The organism is Rhizobium sp. 9140 (assembly GCF_900067135.1).
In the GTDB taxonomy this organism is placed as follows: Bacteria; Pseudomonadota; Alphaproteobacteria; order Rhizobiales; family Rhizobiaceae; genus Ferranicluibacter.
Map to the genome: position 1 here is coordinate 200,677 of NZ_FJUR01000001.1, position 18,843 is coordinate 219,519.

17 protein-coding genes are annotated in these 18,843 nt (G+C 64.1%); 9 read left to right on the forward strand and 8 right to left on the reverse strand.

From position 1 onward, the window contains the following. Entirely contained in the window at positions 1–1,629 is a 1,629-nt protein-coding gene (locus GA0004734_RS00980) for an alpha-D-glucose phosphate-specific phosphoglucomutase (RefSeq protein WP_092930424.1), read from the forward strand. A 79-nt stretch (positions 1,630–1,708) separates the two neighbouring features. Here the strand turns inward: GA0004734_RS00980 and GA0004734_RS00985 are convergent, their stop codons facing one another. Both GA0004734_RS00985 and rpsU read right to left on the reverse strand, forming a co-directional pair. Further along, on the reverse strand, positions 1,709–2,593 hold the full coding sequence (locus GA0004734_RS00985; RefSeq protein WP_245292310.1) for a tetratricopeptide repeat protein: 885 nt from the start codon (positions 2,591–2,593) through the stop codon (positions 1,709–1,711). Between the two features lie 208 nt (positions 2,594–2,801). Further along, the gene (gene rpsU, locus GA0004734_RS00990; protein WP_062595880.1) at positions 2,802–3,050 is read right to left on the reverse strand and encodes a 30S ribosomal protein S21; all 249 of its coding nucleotides are present in this window, start codon (positions 3,048–3,050) and stop codon (positions 2,802–2,804) included. A 447-nt stretch (positions 3,051–3,497) separates the two neighbouring features. Between rpsU and GA0004734_RS00995 the strand changes: the two genes are divergently transcribed. From GA0004734_RS00995 to GA0004734_RS01010, 4 genes are all read left to right on the forward strand, one after another. Then, the gene (locus GA0004734_RS00995; protein WP_092930428.1) at positions 3,498–4,751 is read left to right on the forward strand and encodes a sarcosine oxidase subunit beta family protein; all 1,254 of its coding nucleotides are present in this window, start codon (positions 3,498–3,500) and stop codon (positions 4,749–4,751) included. Positions 4,752–4,812: 61 nt separating this feature from the next. Next, positions 4,813–5,157: a sarcosine oxidase subunit delta gene (locus GA0004734_RS01000; RefSeq protein WP_092930430.1), complete on the forward strand. Its 345-nt coding sequence runs from the start codon at positions 4,813–4,815 to the stop codon at positions 5,155–5,157. Continuing rightward, positions 5,154–8,186, forward strand: coding sequence for a sarcosine oxidase subunit alpha (locus GA0004734_RS01005; protein ID WP_092930432.1), 3,033 nt, complete (start codon positions 5,154–5,156; stop codon positions 8,184–8,186). The genes GA0004734_RS01000 and GA0004734_RS01005 overlap by 4 nt, the downstream gene beginning before the upstream one ends. Then, positions 8,179–8,727 (forward strand): sarcosine oxidase subunit gamma, encoded by a 549-nt coding sequence (locus GA0004734_RS01010; RefSeq protein WP_092930434.1) that lies wholly within the window; start codon positions 8,179–8,181, stop codon positions 8,725–8,727. Before GA0004734_RS01005 ends, GA0004734_RS01010 begins: the two co-directional genes overlap by 8 nt. Before the next feature lie 126 nt (positions 8,728–8,853). Here GA0004734_RS01010 and GA0004734_RS01015 read toward each other — a convergent pair whose 3' ends face one another. The 3 genes from GA0004734_RS01015 to GA0004734_RS01025 all read right to left on the reverse strand — a co-directional run bounded on the left by GA0004734_RS01015 (position 8,854) and on the right by GA0004734_RS01025 (position 11,696). Then, on the reverse strand, positions 8,854–9,369 hold the full coding sequence (locus tag GA0004734_RS01015) for a MaoC family dehydratase (protein WP_092935726.1): 516 nt from the start codon (positions 9,367–9,369) through the stop codon (positions 8,854–8,856). A 33-nt stretch (positions 9,370–9,402) separates the two neighbouring features. Then, positions 9,403–11,364: a glycogen debranching protein GlgX gene (gene glgX / locus GA0004734_RS01020; protein WP_092930436.1), complete on the reverse strand. Its 1,962-nt coding sequence runs from the start codon at positions 11,362–11,364 to the stop codon at positions 9,403–9,405. Between the two features lie 107 nt (positions 11,365–11,471). Then, positions 11,472–11,696: an aa3-type cytochrome c oxidase subunit IV gene (locus tag GA0004734_RS01025; protein ID WP_092930438.1), complete on the reverse strand. Its 225-nt coding sequence runs from the start codon at positions 11,694–11,696 to the stop codon at positions 11,472–11,474. A 238-nt stretch (positions 11,697–11,934) separates the two neighbouring features. On the opposite strand from GA0004734_RS01025, the gene GA0004734_RS01030 reads away from it, so the two are divergent. After that, positions 11,935–12,732, forward strand: coding sequence for a gamma-glutamyl-gamma-aminobutyrate hydrolase family protein (locus tag GA0004734_RS01030; protein ID WP_092930440.1), 798 nt, complete (start codon positions 11,935–11,937; stop codon positions 12,730–12,732). Positions 12,733–12,791: 59 nt separating this feature from the next. Here GA0004734_RS01030 and GA0004734_RS01035 read toward each other — a convergent pair whose 3' ends face one another. The 3 genes from GA0004734_RS01035 to GA0004734_RS01045 all read right to left on the reverse strand — a co-directional run bounded on the left by GA0004734_RS01035 (position 12,792) and on the right by GA0004734_RS01045 (position 15,618). Then, positions 12,792–13,763 carry a 2-hydroxyacid dehydrogenase gene (locus GA0004734_RS01035; protein WP_092930442.1) on the reverse strand — a complete coding sequence of 324 codons (972 nt, stop codon included), beginning with the start codon at positions 13,761–13,763 and terminating at the stop codon, positions 12,792–12,794. Between the two features lie 158 nt (positions 13,764–13,921). Beyond that, complete coding sequence (locus GA0004734_RS01040; protein ID WP_092930444.1) at positions 13,922–14,950, reverse strand: LacI family DNA-binding transcriptional regulator; 1,029 nt, start codon at positions 14,948–14,950, stop codon at positions 13,922–13,924. A gap of 146 nt (positions 14,951–15,096) precedes the next feature. Next, entirely contained in the window at positions 15,097–15,618 is a 522-nt protein-coding gene (locus GA0004734_RS01045) for a MarR family winged helix-turn-helix transcriptional regulator (RefSeq protein WP_092930446.1), read from the reverse strand. Between the two features lie 123 nt (positions 15,619–15,741). Here GA0004734_RS01045 and GA0004734_RS01050 point away from each other — a divergent pair, with 123 nt between their 5' ends. The 3 genes from GA0004734_RS01050 to GA0004734_RS01060 all read left to right on the forward strand — a co-directional run bounded on the left by GA0004734_RS01050 (position 15,742) and on the right by GA0004734_RS01060 (position 18,783). Then, on the forward strand, positions 15,742–16,560 hold the full coding sequence (locus GA0004734_RS01050; RefSeq protein WP_092930447.1) for a creatininase family protein: 819 nt from the start codon (positions 15,742–15,744) through the stop codon (positions 16,558–16,560). A 145-nt stretch (positions 16,561–16,705) separates the two neighbouring features. Then, the gene (locus GA0004734_RS01055; protein ID WP_092935728.1) at positions 16,706–17,794 is read left to right on the forward strand and encodes a CobW family GTP-binding protein; all 1,089 of its coding nucleotides are present in this window, start codon (positions 16,706–16,708) and stop codon (positions 17,792–17,794) included. Further along, positions 17,794–18,783, forward strand: coding sequence for a WD40 repeat domain-containing protein (locus tag GA0004734_RS01060; protein WP_092930449.1), 990 nt, complete (start codon positions 17,794–17,796; stop codon positions 18,781–18,783). The genes GA0004734_RS01055 and GA0004734_RS01060 overlap by 1 nt, the downstream gene beginning before the upstream one ends. Positions 18,784–18,843: the final 60 nt, after the last annotated feature.

Below are 18,843 nucleotides of genomic sequence, written 5' to 3' on the forward strand. Positions count from 1 at the left end.
ATGACGAAAACCGTAAACACGACCCCCTACACCGACCAGAAACCCGGAACGTCGGGGCTTCGCAAGAAGGTGCCGGTGTTCCAGCAGCAGAACTACGCAGAGAACTTCATCCAGTCGATCTTCGACAGCCTCGAAGGCTTCGAGGGAAAGACGCTGGTCATCGGCGGCGACGGCCGGTTCTACAACCGCGAAGTCATCCAGATCGCCATCAAGATGGCGGCGGCAAACGGTTTCGGCCGCGTGCTCGTCGGCCGCGGCGGCATCCTCTCGACACCCGCCGCCTCGCACGTCATCCGCAAGTACGAAGCCTTCGGCGGCATCGTTCTCTCCGCCAGCCACAATCCGGGTGGCCCGACCGAAGACTTTGGCATCAAGTATAACATCGGCAATGGCGGTCCGGCACCGGAGAAGGTGACGGACGCGATCTACGCCCACACCAAGACCATCGAGCGCTACAAGATCGCCGATGTCGCGGACGTCAATCTCGACGCCGAAGGTGAGCAGGAGGTCGCGGGCATGACCGTGCAGGTCATCAACCCGGTCTCCGATTATGCCGAGCTGATGGAAACCCTGTTCGACTTCCCGGCCATCCGCGCGCACCTCGCCGGCGGCTTCCGCATCGTTTTCGACGCGATGAGCGCCGTCACAGGTCCTTATGCCAAGGAAATCCTCGAAAACCGTCTCGGTGCCGCCAAGGGCTCCGTGCTGAACTTCGTCCCCCTGCCCGACTTCGGCGGCCATCATCCGGACCCCAACCTCGTCCACGCCCGTGCGCTCTACGAGGAAATGATGGGTGACGACGCACCCGATTTCGGCGCAGCCTCGGACGGCGACGGCGACCGTAACCTCATCATCGGCAAGGGCATCTTCGTCACGCCCTCCGACAGCCTCGCCATGCTCGCAGCAAACGCGACGCTGGCGCCCGGCTACGCCAAGGGTCTTGCCGGCATCGCCCGCTCCATGCCGACCTCGGGTGCGGCCGACCGCGTGGCCGAAAAGCTCGGCATCGGCATCTATGAGACGCCGACTGGCTGGAAGTTCTTCGGCAATCTGCTCGACGCGGGTCTGGCGACGATCTGCGGCGAGGAAAGTGCGGGGACGGGCTCCAGCCACGTACGCGAGAAGGATGGTCTTTGGGCCGTGCTGCTCTGGCTGAACATTCTTGCCGTCCGCAAGGAAAGCGTCGTCGATATCGCCCGTGAGCACTGGACGACCTATGGCCGCAACTATTATTCGCGCCATGACTACGAAGAGGTGGATTCCGCTGCCGCCAACGGCCTGATGGATGCGCTGCGTGCGCAACTTGGCACGCTGCCTGGCCGCAAGCTCGGCGATCTCACGATCGAGACGGCCGACGATTTCTCCTATCACGATCCGGTCGATCAGTCCGTCAGCAACAATCAGGGCATCCGCATCCTGTTCGAAGGCGGCTCCCGCGTGGTCTTCCGCCTGTCGGGCACCGGCACGTCCGGCGCGACGCTGCGTGTCTACATCGAGCGCTTCGAACCAGACGCGACGAAGCACGACGTCGATACCCAGATCGCTCTCGCCGACCTGATCGAAGCCGCCGATACGCTGGCGGGCATCAAGGAGCGGACCGGGCGCACGGAGCCGACCGTCATCACCTGATCATCGGCCCGTCCGTAAGGTCACAGACGAAAAACGCCGCTTCGAAGCGGCGTTTTTTTATGAAATGAGATTGGATGTCTCAGCCTGCCGCTTTGACGCGCGCAAGACCTGCCCGGGCGGGCTCGTATTTCGGGTCGAGCTGCAAGGCATGGCCGTAGGAGCGCTGTGCCTTCGCCTTTTCGCCACGACGCTCGTAGACAAGCGCCTGATTGGCCCAGGATTCCGCGATCTTGCCGTTGAGATTGATGGCCGTGTTGAAATCGGCAAAGGCGTTATCGTCGTCGTTCTGGGCGACGTAGGAGATGCCACGGCCGTTATAGGGTTCCGGCGAACTCGGCGACAGCGAGATCGCGGTCGAGAAATCCTCGATCGCCTGCCCATGCTGGTTGCGTGCCTGATAGATCAAACCGCGATTATGGTAGGCGCGCGGATCGGTCGTGTCGTTCTCGATCGCCTTGTTGAAGTCGGCAAAGGCCTGATCCAGCCGACCGCTCTGGCGATAAAGATTGCCGCGGCCGATATAGGCGACGTCATAGCGTGGGTTGAGCTGCAGCGCAGAATTATAGTCGGCAAGCGCTTCGGCAAGATCGCCCATATTGCGCTCGACCAGCGCCCGGTTGGCATAAGCTTGGTAGAAGCGCGGGTTGAGCTCGATCGCCTTGTTGAAATCGGCCACCGCGCGGCGGAATTCGCCGGCGCGACCATAGGCCGAACCACGCACATTGTAGCCTTCGGGATCGCTCGGATTGCTGTTGATGACGCCCGACAGCGAGGCGATGTTCTGCTCGGAGCCCTGCGCCCGCTCGACCTGAAGCGTGCTGTCGTTCGAGGGATCCGTCTGGCAGGCCGTCAAAAGCAGGGCTGCTCCAAGCGCGGAGAGGACGCCAAGGCGGCTGGAGCGCTGCGTGCCTTTGCGGGATGCGTCCCGGCCGGCGAAACCCTCTGTCGTCACAGTCGATGTCAAGATCGATCCCTCAAATCAAGAATGCCTCAGGCACGTCACAGGCCCGCGGTCTCGCCCCGGCTGCAACGGTAACGCCGCAACAGGCGGTTCGTTCATGCAAGCGCCGCATCCACAGCAAATACGCGACGGACGCCGCATACGTCTAACGCAAAAAAGGCGGCGGCGTATGCATCGCCTCCGCCGTCACCATTCCCGGAGCAAGCGCCGATCAGCGTGCCTTCGCCGCAAACTTGGCAGCAGACTTCGGCATGGGCAACAGGCCTTCGCGCTGCGCCTGCTTGCGGGCCAGCTTGCGAACGCGGCTGATGCCTTCTGCTTTTTCGCGCGCGCGGCGCTGCGACGGCTTTTCATATGCCTCGCGGGCGCGCATCTCACGGAAGACGCCTTCGCGCTGCAGTTTCTTCTTCAGGGCGCGAAGCGCCTGGTCAACATTGTTGTCGCGAACGAGTACCTGCACGTGTTTACATTCCTTGATATCGAGCCGAGACAAGCTCAGGCTGCTGTGTATGGGCCGAACCCGAGGCTGCGCTTGAGGCACCGCCGGACGGCATGGTCCGTTGATCGCAAGGGCTCGAGCGCTGCGATGATGGGCGGCAAGTAGCAGATCAATGCTGCAAAGTCCACCCGCGCCGGAGTGCGGCGTTGTTTCAGGGTATCTGGCACACAAAAATGACATCTCAAGGGGCCGATCCGCCTCAGTCGTGCCACGCAAAGCCCTTAATCGCCCGTTGATTAAATGAGTTGGCCGCTGTCACAGTTCTGCTTTTCAAACCCTGCAGTCCAGCCATTTTCGCAGTGTCGAAAGTGAGGGCCTGCCACGTCGCAAAATGGACGTTGCGACGCGTCTCGATTTGCGATGTGTTGGGCAGACGGATCGGGGCATCCCGAACAGGAGATGAGGCGAATGCGCAAATATTCGGTTTTTGCCGTGGCACGCGAAGCCATGCGGGCGCACAAGGGCTGGGAAGCGCAATGGGTCTCTCCCGAGCCGCGCGCCGCCTATGACGCGATCATCATCGGCGGCGGCGGACACGGCCTGGGGGCTGCCTATTACCTCGCCAAGGAGCATGGCATCACCAATGTCGCGGTGCTCGAAAAAGGCTGGCTCGGCGGCGGCAATACCGGCCGAAACACGACCATCATCCGGTCCAACTATCTCTATGACGAGAGCATGGACATCTACGAACATTCGCTGAAGCTCTGGGAAAACCTGTCGCAGGACCTGAACTACAACGTCATGTATTCGCCGCGCGGCGTCATGATGCTGTCGCACGGCATCCACGACCAGCAGGTTTTCAAGCGCCATATCCATGCCAACCGTCTCTACGGCATCGATAATGAGTGGCTCTCGCCCGAGCAGGCCAAGGAATTCTGTCCGCCGCTCGACATTTCCGCGTCCGCCCGCTTCCCCATCAACGGCGCCGCCTTGCAGCGCCGCGGCGGTACGGCGCGCCATGATGCGGTTGCCTGGGGCTATGCCCGCGCCGCCTCCGACCGCGGCGTCCATATCATCCAGAACTGCGAGGTTACCGGCATCCGCCGTGGGCCTGACGGTGCCGTGACGGGTGTCGACACCAATCGCGGCTTCATCGGCGCAAAGAAAATCGGCGTCTCCGCCTCGGGCCACAACTCCGTCATCATGGCCATGGCCGGCGTCCGCGTGCCGCTGCATTCCGTGCCGTTGCAGGCGTTGGTGTCGGAACCGCTGAAGCCGATCTTCCCCTGCGTCGTCATGTCGAACACGGTGCATGCCTATATCTCGCAGTCCGACAAGGGCGAACTCGTGATCGGCGCCGGCACCGACCAATACAATTCCTATTCCCAGACCGGCGGCCTGCAGATCATCACCCATACGCTTGATGCGATCTGCGAACTGTTCCCCATCTTCCGCCGCGTCAAGATGATGCGCCAGTGGGGCGGGATCACCGACAACACGCCGGACCGCTCGGCCATTCAGGGCGTCACGCCCGTGCCGAACCTCTTCGTCAATTGCGGCTGGGGCACGGGCGGCTTCAAGGCGACGCCGGGTTCGGCAAACCTGTTCGCCCACCTCATTGCCAAGGGCGAGCCGCACCGGCTGGCGGCAGGCCTGACGCTCGATCGCTTCCGCACCGGACGCCTGATCGACGAGGCGGCAGCCGCGGCCGTGGCGCACTGAGGATGGCCGCCCCCGCTCGCTCTTGCCGTCGCCTGTCCCATCCCGCATCAGGAACACGCCCATGCTTTTGATCCATTGCCCCTATTGCGAGGAAGAGCGCTCCGAACTCGAGTTTCGCGCAGCCGGTGACGCCCATATCGCCCGGCCGGAAAACATCGCGTCCATTTCCGACGAGGAATTTCAGGAATATTTCTTCCTGCGGGACAACCCCAAGGGCCTGATCTTCGAGCGCTGGCGTCACATTGCCGGCTGCGGCCGGTTCTTCAACGCGGCACGCGACACCGTCAGCGACCGGTTCCTGAAGACCTACAAGGCGGGCGAGCCGAAGCCTTCGCTGCCGATTGCCGCCATGACCGACGAGACCGTCGTCGAAACCTACGAAGCCACGGAAGGACGCGCGGAATGAGCGGCGCCAATCGGACGGTAAAAGCCGACAACACGGGTGGAGCGAACCGCATCCCCGGCAAGGGGCGCCTGACGCCTGCGAAAACGGCGCGCTTCAACTTCGACGGCCGCACCTATCAGGGCCTTCAGGGCGATACGGTCGCCTCGGCGCTGATCGCCAACGGCGTCCATCTCGTCGGCCGCTCGTTCAAGTACCACCGCCCGCGCGGCATCGTCTCGGCCGGCCCGGAAGAGCCGAACGCGCTGATCGACGTGATGCGCGACAATGCCCGCCGCCAGCCGAATGTACGCGCCACCGTTCAGGAGGTTTTCGACGGCATGACCGTGGCGTCGCAGAACCGCTACCCGTCGCTCACCTTCGACGTCGGCGGCATCAACAACATCCTGGCGCCCTTCTTCGCCGCCGGCTTCTACTACAAGACCTTCATGTGGCCGAAGCAGGCCTGGAAGAACATCTACGAGCCCCGCATCCGCGCCGCAGCCGGCCTCGGCGTGTCGCCGACAGAAGAAGACACGGACGAATATGCCAGCCGCTACGCCCATTGCGACGTGCTGGTCATGGGCGCAGGCGTCGCCGGCCTGACCGCAACGCTTGCGGCTGCCGCCACCGGCGCGCGCGTGATCCTCTGCGACGAGCAGCCGGAGGTGGGTGGCGCACTGCATTACGATGCGGGCGTGACGGTCGACGGCCAGGATGGCTATGCCTGGGCGCAGGATGCCGCCCGCCGGCTTGGCGCCATGGACAATGTCACGCTCCTGACCCGCACGACCGCCTTCGGCTATTACGCGCAGAACTTCGTGGCTCTTGCCGAACGCGTCACCGACCATGTGTCCCGCCCGGCCCGCGCCGCACCGCGCGAGCGGCTCTGGCAGGTGCGCGCCAAGCGCGTCGTCATCGCCACCGGCGCCATCGAGCGGCACATGGTCTTTGCCAATAACGACCGCCCCGGCATCATGCTGGCCTCGGCGGCGCGCACCTATCTCAACCATTTCGGCGTCGCCATCGGTCGCAAGGTCGGCGTCTACACCGCGCATGACAGCGCCTATGAGGCCGCCTTCGACCTGCACCGCGCCGGCATCGCCATTCCCGCCATCGTCGACAGCCGCGAGCAGCCGGGTGCTGACGTGCTGGCAGAAGCGCAGTCCCTCGGCATCGAGGTTCTGGCAGGTCATGCGGTAACCGACACCCGGGGCAAGCTGCGCATCTCCTCCATGAAAGTTCGTCGCGTCAGCGGCGGCAGCAGCGCCCGTTCGATCGTCGTGGATGCACTCATCACCTCCTCCGGCTGGACACCGTCGGTGCATATGTTCTCGCAGTCGCGCGGCAAGGTGGCGTTCGACGCGGAAACGCAGCGGTTCCTGCCCGGCATCTACGCGCAGGATTGCGTCTCGGTCGGAGCCTGCAACGGCACCACCGACATCGCCGCGACCCTTGACGAAGCTGTTGCCGGTGGCGAGCTTGCAGCGCAGGCGGCAGGCTTTTCAGCCAGCACGCGCCTCGCACTCTCCGGCGCGCAGGCTTTCGCCTGGACCGGCGGCATGGCGGGCGCCGCCTATGGTGCCGGGCCTGAGGACGACGTGAAAGCCTTCATCGACTTCCAGAACGATGTCTGCGCCAAGGATATCCGGCTCGCGGTGCGCGAAGGCATGCACTCGATCGAACATATCAAGCGCTTCACCACCAATGGCATGGCAACGGATCAGGGCAAGCTTTCCAACATCCACGGTCTCGCCATCGCAGCGGAGACGCTCGGTCGGGGTATTCCCGAAGTCGGCCTCACCACCTTCCGCGCGCCTTACACGCCCGTGACCTTCGGCACGCTGATCGGCCATTCCCGCGGCGACCTGTTCGATCCCACGCGCAAGACGGCGATGCACGAGGCAGAAGAGGCGATGGGCGCGGCCTTCGAGGATGTGGGCCAGTGGAAGCGCGCCTGGTACTATCCCCGCGCCGGCGAGGACATGCATGCCGCCGTCAACCGCGAATGCCGGACGGTGCGCGAGACGGTCGGCATGTTCGACGCCTCCACCCTCGGCAAGATCGAGGTCGTCGGCCCGGATGCGGCCGCCTTCCTCAATCTGATCTACACCAACAGCTGGGATACGCTGAAGCCGGGCCGTTGCCGCTACGGCATCATGCTGCGGGAAGACGGCTTCATCTATGACGACGGCGTCGTCGGCCGCATGGCGGACGATCGCTTCCACGTGACCACCACGACGGGCGGCGCGGCCCGCGTCATGCACCAAATGGAAGACTATCTCCAGACGGAGTTTCCGCATCTGGATGTCTGGCTGACGTCCGCCACCGAGCAATGGGCCGTCATCGCCCTGCAAGGCCCCAAGGCACGCGAGATCATCGCGCCGCTGATCGAAGGCATCGACATCTCCAACGAGGCCTTCCCGCATATGAGCGTGGCGGAAGGCCGGATCTGCGGCGTGCCGACACGGCTCTTCCGCATGTCGTTCACCGGCGAACTCGGCTTCGAGGTCAACGTCCCCGCCGACTTCGGCCCCGCCGTCTGGAACGCGATCCGCGAACGCGTCGAGGCGGTCGATGGCTGCGCCTACGGCACGGAGACCATGCACATCCTGCGCGCCGAAAAGGGCTATATCATCGTCGGCCAGGATACCGATGGTACACTGACGCCGGAGGATGCGAGCCTCTCCTGGGCGGTCGGCAAGAAGAAGACCGACTTCGTCGGCATCCGCGGCATGAAGCGTCCCGACCTCATGCGCGAGGGCCGCAAGCAGCTCGTCGGCCTGTTGACGAAGGATCCCGGCGTCGTGCTGGAGGAAGGCGCGCAGATCGTCGCCGACCCCAACCAGCCCAAACCCATGACCATGCTCGGCCATGTCACCTCGTCCTACTGGTCGGAAAACTGCGGGCGCTCCATCGCGATGGCCGTGGTCGCGGGCGGCAAGGCGCGGCTTGGCCAAACCCTCTACGTGCCGATGGCCGACCGGACCATCGCCGTCGAGGTGAGCGACATGGTGTTCTTTGACAAGGAAGGTGGACGCATCCATGGCTGATCTCGCGACACGCACCCTGCCGCTTGGCGGCTTCCACGGCGGTTCCGCCACGGTCCGCCTGACGCCGGCAGCGCCCGCAAGCCGCCTCTCGCTTCGCGCGAAGCCGGATGCGGTCGAGGCGCTTTCGACAGCGCTCGGCCTCTCTCTGCCGACCCGCCCCAAGGCTTCGGCCACGAGCGGCACCCGCCACGGGCTCTGGCTCGGGCCTGACGAATGGCTTGTCATCGACGAGACGGATACCGATCTCATGACGCTTGCAGGCGCAGCCGGCGTGCTGCATTCGGCAACCGACATCTCCCACCGCAATACGGCCGTTCTCGTGGAAGGTTCCGGCGCCTCCGCCGCCATCAATGCGGGCTGCCCGCAGGACCTGTCGCTGAAAGTCTTCCCCGTCGGCGCCTGCTCGCGCACCGTCTTCGGCAAGGCCGAGATCGTGCTCTACCGGACAGGCGATGCCGCTTTTCGGGTCGAGTGCTGGCGTTCGTTCGCGCCTTATGTCTCGGGGCTACTGGCGGCGGGTGCGCAGAACGCCGGTTACTGAACCCAGCTGTGATCGGCATGGACCGGCATAAGCGACAGCGTCGCGACGAAAGGCCATCCCAGAGCGCGGCAGCTTTTTGCCTGCGACCGGAATGCTGCGCGTACAGCGACATCGCCGGTTGCGACCTCAGGCATCCTCCGGCCGGTCCTTCGGATCGAACTGGATGATCGTCAGCCAGGTCGCCGTCAGCGCCGGCTTGCCCTCATGTTCCACCTCGACGGAGACGTCATAGGTGACGACGAGCATGCCGGCACCGCGGAAGCGGGCTTCCGTGAGGGTGAAATGACCGCGAACCCGCGCGCCCGAATGAACGGGCGCAAGAAAGCGGACCTTGTCGAAGCCGTAGTTGATGGCCATCGTCTGCTCGCGCACGGCCGGCAGGCAGTTGTAGTTCATAGCTGAAAGCAGCGAGAGCGACAGGAACCCGTGCGCAATCGTGCCGCCATAGGGGGTCTCGGCTGCGGCACGCACCGGATCGGTGTGGATGAACTGGTGATCCTCCGTCGCATCGGCGAAACGGTCGATCATATCCTGCGAGACCGTGATCCAGTCGGAGATTCCGACCTCCTGGCCGACGAGGTCCTTCACCTCGGCGAGCGCAATCTCCCTGACGCTGGCGCTCTTCTTACCTTCCACATCCATCCCGATCATTCCCGTTACAGCATTCGCGGTCGTTCAGACGCGTCCCGGCGCGACGTACCAGCCGACCGAGCGGGCCGAAATCTCCGTCTGCGTTCCCGCGTCCGGCAACAGCGACTGCCACCCCTTGCCCGGAAGCGTCAGCGCGGTCGCCACAGGAGCGCGATTGAAGACCACCGCCAGCCGGCAGGCCTTGCGCGTCGTGGCGTCGCGGGTCGAGAGGATCATGACAAGCCCGTCCGTGCGCTCGCCCTCCCAGTCCGCAACCTCCATCGGCTTGCCGTCCAGGCGGATCCAGGTGACATCGCCCCGCCCTGTGAAGAAGCTGTCGCCCTCAAACACATCGAAACGATGGCGAAGCTCGCCGAGGGCTGCGCATTGCGATATCAGCGCCTCGTCCACTGATGCCCAGTCGAGCCAGGTGATGGGATTGTCCTGGCAGTAGGCGTTGTTGTTGCCCTGCTGCGTCCGTCCGAACTCGTCGCCGGCAGTGATCATGATTGCACCACGCGTGGCGAACAGCGTTGCGAGCAGCGCCTTCACATCGCGTGTGCGCGCCGCGACGATAGCGGGATCGTCGGTCGCCCCTTCGGCGCCGTTGTTCCAGGAATGATTCTCGTTGTGACCGTCGCGATTGTCCTCGCCATTCGCCGCATTGTGCTTGTGGCTGTGGGAGACGAGATCCTTGAGCGTGAAGCCGTCATGCGCAGCGATGAAGGTGACGCTGCGGCTGCGCGTGCCGCCATGTTGGGAAAAGATATCCGAGGAGCCGGCCAGCGCGCCGGCCAGCGACCCGATCATCCACCCGTCGCCGCGCCACAGGCGCCGGATATCGTCGCGCGCGCGGTCGTTCCATTCGAGGAGAGGCGGCGGGAAATGGCCGAGCTGGTAGCCGCCCGGCCCGATATCCCAAGGCTCGGCAATCAGCACGCGATCCTTCAGGAGCGGGTCGGCCAGCATCTCCGTCAGCAGGGTTGCATCCCGCCGGAAGCCGCCGGCATCGCGGCCGAGAATGGAGCCGAGATCGAAGCGGAAACCGTCGATGCCGGCCGCGCCGACGAAGTGACGCAGCGTGTCCAGAATGAGCGAGCGAACCGTCGGATGGTCGCAGGCGATGGTATTGCCGCAGCCGGTGTCGTTTATCAGTTGCCCAGGTTGGCCCGCTGCATGACGGTAGTAAACGGCGTTGTCGAGGCCGCGCATGGAGATCGTGGCACCCTGCCGGTCGCTTTCGCCCGAATGGTTGAAGACGAGATCGAGAATGACGCCGATGCCCTCGCGATGCAGCACGGCGACGGTGTCCTTGAGTTCGGTCAACCCCCCGGGTACGAGCCGCGGGTCGAGCGCCATGAAGGCGACGGGATTGTAGCCCCAGCCATTGGTCAGCCCGAGCGGCGGCAGGTGGCGCTCGTCGATCCAGGCGGTGATCGGCATCAGCTCGACCGCGGAAACGCCGATGCGCTTGAGATGAGCGATGACGGCTGGATGCGCCAGCGCCGCCACCGTCCCGCGCTGCTCGTCCGGCACATCCGGATGCAGCATGGTGAAGGGCCGCACGGCCACCTCGTAGATCAGCCCATTCGTTGAGAACCGTGCCGGGGCGACGCGGGCTTTCGGCACCTTTGTAACCAGCGCCTTCGGCACGAGGTCGGCCGTCTCCGCGCCGAACTGCGTCAGGCGGGCGTCGTGACGGAAAGGCCGGTCAAGTTCGAGCGCGTAAGGGTCGATGAGAAGTTTCGCCGGATCGAACCACAGACCGCGATCGGGATCGTAGGTGCCGTGCGCGCGCAGTCCGTAGCGGGTACCGACCGGTGCGTCCGGCAGTGTCAGCGCGAAGACATCGCCTTCCTCGCGGCCCATCGGCAGGCGGCGCAGCTCTGTTTCGCCATCGCTGTCAAAAAGGCAAAGATCGATGCGCTCGGCCGTCTGCGAGCGCACGGCAAACCGCGTCCACCGCCCGTTGATCGTCGCGCCGAGCGGCCGTGTCGTTTCCGTCATCCTGATCCCTCTCGCTGCTTGGGCAACGCCGGCAGCTAAGAGCAAATCACGGAGAGATACAACGGATTTTCGCCAACAGACCAATGGTGGCGTCGGGCGGTAGGACGTTAGCGCAAAAGCACCACGCCAGCGACGTTCAGCAGCACGAACAGCACGAAGCCCGTGAACCAGCCCGCACTCGTGAAGAAGGCGGCCGCCATGGCGATCAACAGCGCCACGCAAAAGATGGTCAGGAACTTCGCAGCGCTCAGGAAGTGAAGATAGGTCTTCTCGTGCTCGGGATAATCCATCGGCGCACCGGTTTCGGAAGGTCCCGTGTGATGTTCGGCCATTGTCTCTCTCCCGCCAGGTTTCCACGCCGCGAAACGCGGCACCTCTTGGTATCAAGACATGCCCGCACTCTCCGACGACGTCAAGGCCCGTAGACAGCGGGAGGCAAGAGCGACAGCCTTGTCTTACGCATGGACACGTCGCGCGGGCAGGACAGAATTTTCCGCGTTAAGCGAGGCATTGACGGCGCGGCAGGTTCCCGGCAAGTCGGAGGAGAAACCCCACGCACCGGAGAACCCCATGCCGAAGCCGATCATCGCCATACCCGCCGATTTCCGTGAGATCGAGGGCAATGTCTGGCATGCCGCCCCGCACCAATATGTGCGCGCCGCCCTGAACGGCTCGGGCGTCATGTCGCTTCTGGTGCCGGCCCTCGAGGCCGGAAACGAGCCGGATGCAATTCTCGACCGCGTGGACGGGCTTCTGGTCAGCGGCTCGCGCTCCAATGTGCATCCGACGCTCTATGGACGGGAGGCCGTGGAGGCCGATGGGCCGTTCGATCCCGGTCGCGACGCCACCAGCCTGCCGCTGATCCGCCGGGCGCTCGCCCGCGGTATTCCGGTGCTGGCCATCTGCCGCGGCATCCAGGAACTGAACGTCGCGCTCGGCGGCACCCTCGCCTCGGAAATTCAGGATCTTCCCGGCCGGCAGGACCATCGCAAGCCCGACGTCAAGGATCTCGACATCGCCTATGGCATTCGCCAGACCGTGATGGTGGAGCCGGGAAGCTGCCTTGCGGGCGTGGTCGGTGCCGGCGCGGTACAGGTCAACTCCTTGCACCGGCAGGCCATTTCAGACCTTGCACCGAGCCTTGCCGTGGAAGCGGTCGCAGACGACGGCACGGTGGAAGCCGTGTCCGTCATCGGCGCAAAGGCCTTCGCCGTCGGCGTGCAGTGGCACCCGGAATACTGGGTCGGCCGCGACAAGACCTCCAATGACCTGTTCGCAGCCTTTGGCGAGGCTGTCCGCGCCTATAGCGAGACGAAGCAGCCGGTTAGACCCTTTCCGGTGCACACGGGTTCACCGGAAAAGGTCTAACCTACCGTTTTCGCCGCATTGTTCGACGCTGAAGCGATTCCGCTCCGGCTGGAAATGCGTCAGCGAGCCGGCCGCGTGAACGGCGTTTCGGACACCGGCGTAAGCGCCTTGCCCGTCTTGAACCAGGAAACGAGGTTGTCGACCACGAGGTCGGCCATCTTGTTGCGGGTGGCAACGGACGCGGATGCCACGTGCGGCAGCAGCGACACCTGCGGCAGAGCCGTCAGGCCTTCCGGCACATGCGGCTCGCGCTCGAACACGTCGAGCCCGGCGCCGGCGATCACGCCCTGTTCCAGCGCGGCGATCAGCGCGGTCTCATCGACCGTGATACCGCGCCCGACATTGATGACGACGCCGTGCGTTCCCAGCGCCTGCAGGATCTCCGCATTAACGGTGTGCTTCGTTTCCGCGCTACCGGGCACGATGACGATCAGCGTATCCACCGCCTGCGCGAGACCCAGCAGCGTATCGTGATAGGCATAGGCCACCCCGTCACGACGCGAGCGCGTGTGGTAGGCGATCTCGAGGCCGAAGCCCTCCAGCCGGCGCGCGATCGCCTGCCCGATACGACCGAGCCCGTAGAAACCCACCTTGCGACCGCTGAGAGACAGCGGACTGAGCGGGAACGGCCCGTCCTTGACCCAGCGCCCGTCGCGCAGCCACTGCTCGGCGGCCGGCAGACGGCGCAGCGTGTTGATCAGGAGGCCGATCGCCGTATCGGCAACCTCGTCGTTCAGAACATCCGGCGTATGCGTCACCACGATGCCGCGGCCGGCCGCGTGCGCGGCATCGACGCCATCATAGCCGACGCCGAAATTGGAGACGATTTCCAGATTGTCCAGCGCATCCATCAGCGCTGCCGGAACCTTGTTGAAGGTTGCGATGCCGGCAACGTCTCTGGCAAGCTCGGGCGTGATCTGCCCCGCATCGGCCGCGTCGATCTGCCGGACATCGAAGAGATCCGTCATACGTTCGAGCGCGCGCGGATGCATCTTGCCGGGAATGAGAATGACCGGACGGTCTTGCGACATGAGGGATCCTTTCAGGCGTCGTCGACGAGAGAGGCCGCAACAGGTTTCGGCGGCAACGATTGAGCACAGCGGAAAGTACCGCACCCATCTCGCGCGTCAACCGAAGCTCCGGGTTTCCAAGTTTTGCGGCAATGGAGGGTAACCCGCAGACGGATCGATCAGTCGCCCTGCTGCAAACGCAAAGGCCCGGTTGACTGGCGAATGCGCATTTCCGGCTTGATCAAATGAATGCCGTCCGGCTCGTGGCTGCCATTCAGCCGGTCGAGCAGCGCACGCGCGGCACTGCGCCCCACGTCCGACTGCCCGTTCCAGACCGTCGTCAGCGCCGGCGTGGCGATAGCCGCTTCTTCGAGATCGTCGTAACCGGTAACGGATACATCGCGGCCCGGCACAAGGCCCGCGCGCGCGATGCCGTTCATCATGCCGATGGCGACGAGATCGTTCCAGCAGACGACGGCCGTCGGTTTCTGCGGCAGCGACAGGAGATGAACCGCCGCCTCGAACCCGCCCTGCATGGAGCGGGGGCCGGGAATACGCAGATCGGGATCGACATCGATATTGGCCTTGCGCAGCGCCTGAACGTAGCCGAGATAACGGTCGCGACCGGTCGATGTCAGGTCCGTGCCCCCGACCATGGCGATGCAGCGATGACCAAGGCTGATCAGGTGGTTGGTGGCCAGCGAAATACCGTAGGCGTCGTCTCCCCGGAAGATCGGGACATCGACGCCTTCGATCGACCGGGCAACGAGGATCGCTGGCATGCCATTGTCTTCGGCAAGCTTGATATCTTCCGGCGGCGTGCCGATGGCGGGCGACATGATCACCCCGTCGCCGCCGAGCTGCAACAGGGTCTCGATAAAGACGCGCTGCTTTTCGACCGAGTCGTAATGATTGGAGAGAATGAACGTCTGGCGGTCGCGGTCGAGTTCCGCCTCGATGGCCTTCAGAATCTCGCCGTAGAACGGGTTCATGATGTCGTGCACGACGACGCCGATGATGCCGGAGCGCGAGGTGCGCAGACTGGCGGCACGGCGATTGTAGATATAGCCGAGCGCCCGCGCCTGATCCTTGATCTTGTCCCGCGTCACCGACGCGACAAGGGGACTGTCACGCAGGGCGAGAGAAACGGTCGCGGTGGAAACGCCCAGTGTTTCCGCGATCGTCGACAGCTTGATCTTCTGCGCCACGTGTCCTCCCGGTTCGCACGGCCCTCTCCCTAACGCCGTCGGCAATGCCTGAAAGCGCTCTTAAACCCTCTTTAAACTGTTTAAATCGAGACTGCAATCCCTGCGCGAGATGGCGCAGCAAGACCTACTCACCGCCGCCTGCGAGCCTACTCGGCACCCTGCAGATTGGCATCCACCACCTTCAAGAGCTTGGCAAGCGTACGGATCTGCTTGTCGGTCATGCCCTTCAGCGCCGTCGCTTCGGACAGGTCCGCCGCAGCCTCGATGGCTTGCAGCCGCTCGCGGCCGTTCGCGGTCAGATAGACCTTGGTCAGCCGCGCATCTCCCGCGTCAGCCTTGCGCTCGAGGAACCCTTGCGCTTCCATGCGGCCGATGGTGCGCGTCATCGTGGGCGCCTTGACCCCGAGATGGCCGGCAAGCGCACCGGCGGTCATGCCGTCGGTCTCCGCCAGCGCCAGCATCACGCCGTCCTGCCCGGCATAGAGTCCGCTTTCCAGCAGATTGCGCGACAGCACGGTCCGCATGGAGCGGGCCGCCTGCGCCAGCAGGGGGGCCAGAACCGGCGCGGAGGCTGCATCCGGAGCATCCTCGCCGTCGATGCCGGTGTGATCTGCGATCTTGATCTTTTTCTGCTTGGCTTTCTTCTCGGACTTGTCTTTCTTGCCCATGCTCGCTCCCCTGCCTGCCGAAGGCTTGCACCGCCTTGTCGAGCTTGTATGACTCATATGACAATAGGGCCGCAAGACCTTGCGAAATGCCTATTGCGGGGACACTGCCAGGAAAGACATGCGATGACGAGACCCGCAGCGCGTTGGGCGGACAACGATCCGGGCTTAGCCCCTTCCGCACGCGCCGGCTGGATTGCCGTTCTGCCGCTGGGTGCGCATGAGCAGCATGGGCCGCACCTGCCGTTCGAGACCGACACGCTGATCGCCGACGGCGTTGTGAAACGTCTCGTCGCGGCGGGTGGCGATCTGCCGGTCACCTTCCTTCCGACGGAACCGGTAGGCTACTCGATCGAGCATATGGATGTCGCGGGAACAAAGACACTGACCTACCACGAAGCCGTCGAGCGATGGCTCGGCATTGCCGAGCACCTTCGGGCGCAGGGCATCCGCAAATTCGTCATGCTTAACGCCCATGGTGGCAATGCCCCTTTGATGACCATCGTCGCGACGGAAGCCCGGGTGCGCTACGACATGCTGGCCGTTGCCACCAGCTGGACCCGGTTTGGCCAGCCCGAAGGCTGGATCGATCCCGTCGCCAAATCCATCGACATCCATGGTGGCGATATCGAAACCTCGGTCATGCTCGCCCTCCATCCCGACAAGGTCGATCGGTCGCGGGCAGAGGCCTTCTCCTCCCGCCAAAGCGAATGGCAGGCACAGTTCGCGCATCTCCGCGCTTATGGCCCCCACGCCTTTGGCTGGCGCATGCGCGACCTGAACCCCAAGGGCGCCGCTGGAAATGCCGCTGCGGCCACGGCCGAGCGGGGTGAACACCTGCTCGACTATGCAGTCTCCGGTCTGATCGCCCTCCTGTCGGATGTAGCTGCGTTCGATCTCACGCAGTTCGACGCCTCAGCGGACCAAAACTATGTAATGTTATAAAGGTTGGAATATGTGCGGCAGAGCATTTGCACTGCCGTGCGCCATCTCCTATATCACCCCGATAATCCCGCGCATTGGCCGCCCTCCGGCGCGCCGGTGGGCATCCCTCCTCTGCCCCTCGAGGTTTCCCATGTCCGAAGCACCAGTGTCCGAAGCAACCGTCCAGAAGCCAATCCCCGTCACCGTCCTTACCGGATACCTCGGCGCCGGCAAGACGACGCTGCTGAACCGCATCCTCTCGGAGAACCATGGTCGCAAATATGCGGTTATCGTCAATGAATTCGGCGAGATCGGCATCGACAACGATCTGATCGTCGAGTCGGACGAAGAAATCTACGAGATGAACAATGGCTGCGTCTGCTGCACGGTGCGTGGCGACTTGATCCGCGTGGTCGAAGGCCTGATGAAGCGTCCCGGCCGCTTCGATGCAATCATCGTGGAAACGACGGGCCTCGCCGATCCTGTTCCGGTCGCCCAGACATTCTTCATGGATGACGACGTTCGCGCCAAGACGGAGCTGGACGCGGTCATCACGCTCGTGGACGCGAAGCACTTGCCGCTGCGCCTGAAGGACAGCCGCGAGGCCGAAGACCAGATTGCCTTCGCCGATGTCGTGCTCCTCAACAAGACCGACCTCGTCACGCCGGAAGAACTGGCGAAGGTCGAGGCGACGATCCGCGTCATCAACCCGTCGGCCCGCATCCATCGGACCCAGCGCTCGGAAATCGATCTCGCCAAGGTTCTCGATCAGGGCGCCTTCAACTTGGAGCGCGCGCTGGAGAACGAGCCGGACTTCCTCAAGCAGGACGATCATCACCACGACCACGATCATGCTTGCGGTCCCGATTGCGGTCACGATCACCACCATCATCATGGCCACGATCACGGGCATGGTCATGACCACGCGCATGCCCCGTCCGACATTCACGACGTGACCGTGCAGTCGGTTTCGCTACGAGGCGGCGAGATGAACCCGGATCGATTCTTCCCCTGGATCCAGAAGATCACCCAGACGGACGGCCCGAACATTCTGCGTCTCAAGGGCATCATCGCCTTTGCGGGCGACGCCGATCGCTACGTGGTGCAGGGCGTGCACATGATCATCGAGGGCGACCATCAGCGCCCGTGGAAGGACGGCGAGCCGCGCGAGAGCCGCCTTGTGTTCATCGGCCGCGATCTCGACCGCGAGAAGCTGGAACGCACCTTCCAGGCCTGCGCGGCAAAGCCGAACTGATGCCGACAGTCGCCCCGCTCGATCTCGAAGCCCATGTCGTCGGCGTCGCCTATCTGGGCGACGTCCCCGTCTTTGCCGATGCCGCGGGTTTCGTACATCGTCTGGATGGCGGTCACGCGGTCACCCCTGCTCATGAAGGCCTGCTCGTTGCGCTGCGCGACGACGCGACCGACACGCTGCTGACCGGCGGCGAGGATGGCCGGGTTCTGCGCATCACGCGCGATGGCGCCGTGACCGAACTGGCGCACCAGCCGCGCAAATGGATCTCCAGGATCGCCGCCGGCCCGCAAGGCGCTGTCGCTTTCGCGAGCGGCAAGACGGCAACCGTGCGGCTGTCGGACGGCACAACGCGCGACTTTACCGAAGAGCGCACGGTCGAGGGCATCGCTTTCGCGCCGAAGGGGCTTCGCATTGCGCTCGCGCGCTATAACGGCGTCTCCCTGCACTGGGTGGCGACATCGAGCCCGGCTATCGATCTCGACTGGAAGGGCGCGCATACAGGTGTGACGTTCTCGCCGGACGGGCGCTTCGTCGTCACCATGATGCAGGAAAACGCCCTGCATGGCTGGAAGCTGGACACCAAGCCCGGTGCGGAAGCACGGCACATGCGCATGAGTGGTTATCCGGCTAAGGTAAAGTCCTGGTCGTGGTCGACGCGCGGCAAATGGCTCGCATCCTCCGGCGCGCCGGCCGCCATCGTCTGGCCCTTCCAGTCCAAGGATGGCCCTATGGGCAAGGCGCCGCTGGAACTCGGCACACGCGCCGACGTCATGGTCTCGCAGGTCGCCTGCCACCCGTCCGAAGAGGTCGCAGCCATCGGCTATTCCGACGGCATGGTGCTCGCGGTTCGCTTTGCCGACAGCAAGGAAGTCCTCCTGCGCCGTCCCGGCAAGGGTGCAGTCAGCGCTTTCGCTTGGTCGAGATCCGGTCAGCAGCTGGCATTCGGAACGGAAGCTGGCGAAGCCGGCGTCATCGACCTCACCTCGTAGGCGCACAACCAGAAGCGCGCATAGGTTGTGTTTTTAGTTTAATCGTATTTTAGATTGAAT

Coding starts and splice junctions, on each gene's coding strand:
- GA0004734_RS01045 (WP_092930446.1), bottom strand. CDS start 15,618: ATGGGCAAGAAAGACAAGTCCGAGAAGAAAGCCAAGCAGAAAAAGATC.
- GA0004734_RS00995 (WP_092930428.1), top strand. CDS start 3,498: ATGCGCAAATATTCGGTTTTTGCCGTGGCACGCGAAGCCATGCGGGCG.
- GA0004734_RS00980 (WP_092930424.1), top strand. CDS start 1: ATGACGAAAACCGTAAACACGACCCCCTACACCGACCAGAAACCCGGA.
- GA0004734_RS01015 (WP_092935726.1), bottom strand. CDS start 9,369: ATGGATGTGGAAGGTAAGAAGAGCGCCAGCGTCAGGGAGATTGCGCTC.
- GA0004734_RS01050 (WP_092930447.1), top strand. CDS start 15,742: ATGACGAGACCCGCAGCGCGTTGGGCGGACAACGATCCGGGCTTAGCC.
- GA0004734_RS01025 (WP_092930438.1), bottom strand. CDS start 11,696: ATGGCCGAACATCACACGGGACCTTCCGAAACCGGTGCGCCGATGGAT.
- GA0004734_RS01030 (WP_092930440.1), top strand. CDS start 11,935: ATGCCGAAGCCGATCATCGCCATACCCGCCGATTTCCGTGAGATCGAG.
- glgX (WP_092930436.1), bottom strand. CDS start 11,364: ATGACGGAAACGACACGGCCGCTCGGCGCGACGATCAACGGGCGGTGG.
- GA0004734_RS01010 (WP_092930434.1), top strand. CDS start 8,179: ATGGCTGATCTCGCGACACGCACCCTGCCGCTTGGCGGCTTCCACGGC.
- GA0004734_RS01000 (WP_092930430.1), top strand. CDS start 4,813: ATGCTTTTGATCCATTGCCCCTATTGCGAGGAAGAGCGCTCCGAACTC.
- GA0004734_RS01060 (WP_092930449.1), top strand. CDS start 17,794: ATGCCGACAGTCGCCCCGCTCGATCTCGAAGCCCATGTCGTCGGCGTC.
- GA0004734_RS01035 (WP_092930442.1), bottom strand. CDS start 13,763: ATGTCGCAAGACCGTCCGGTCATTCTCATTCCCGGCAAGATGCATCCG.
- GA0004734_RS01005 (WP_092930432.1), top strand. CDS start 5,154: ATGAGCGGCGCCAATCGGACGGTAAAAGCCGACAACACGGGTGGAGCG.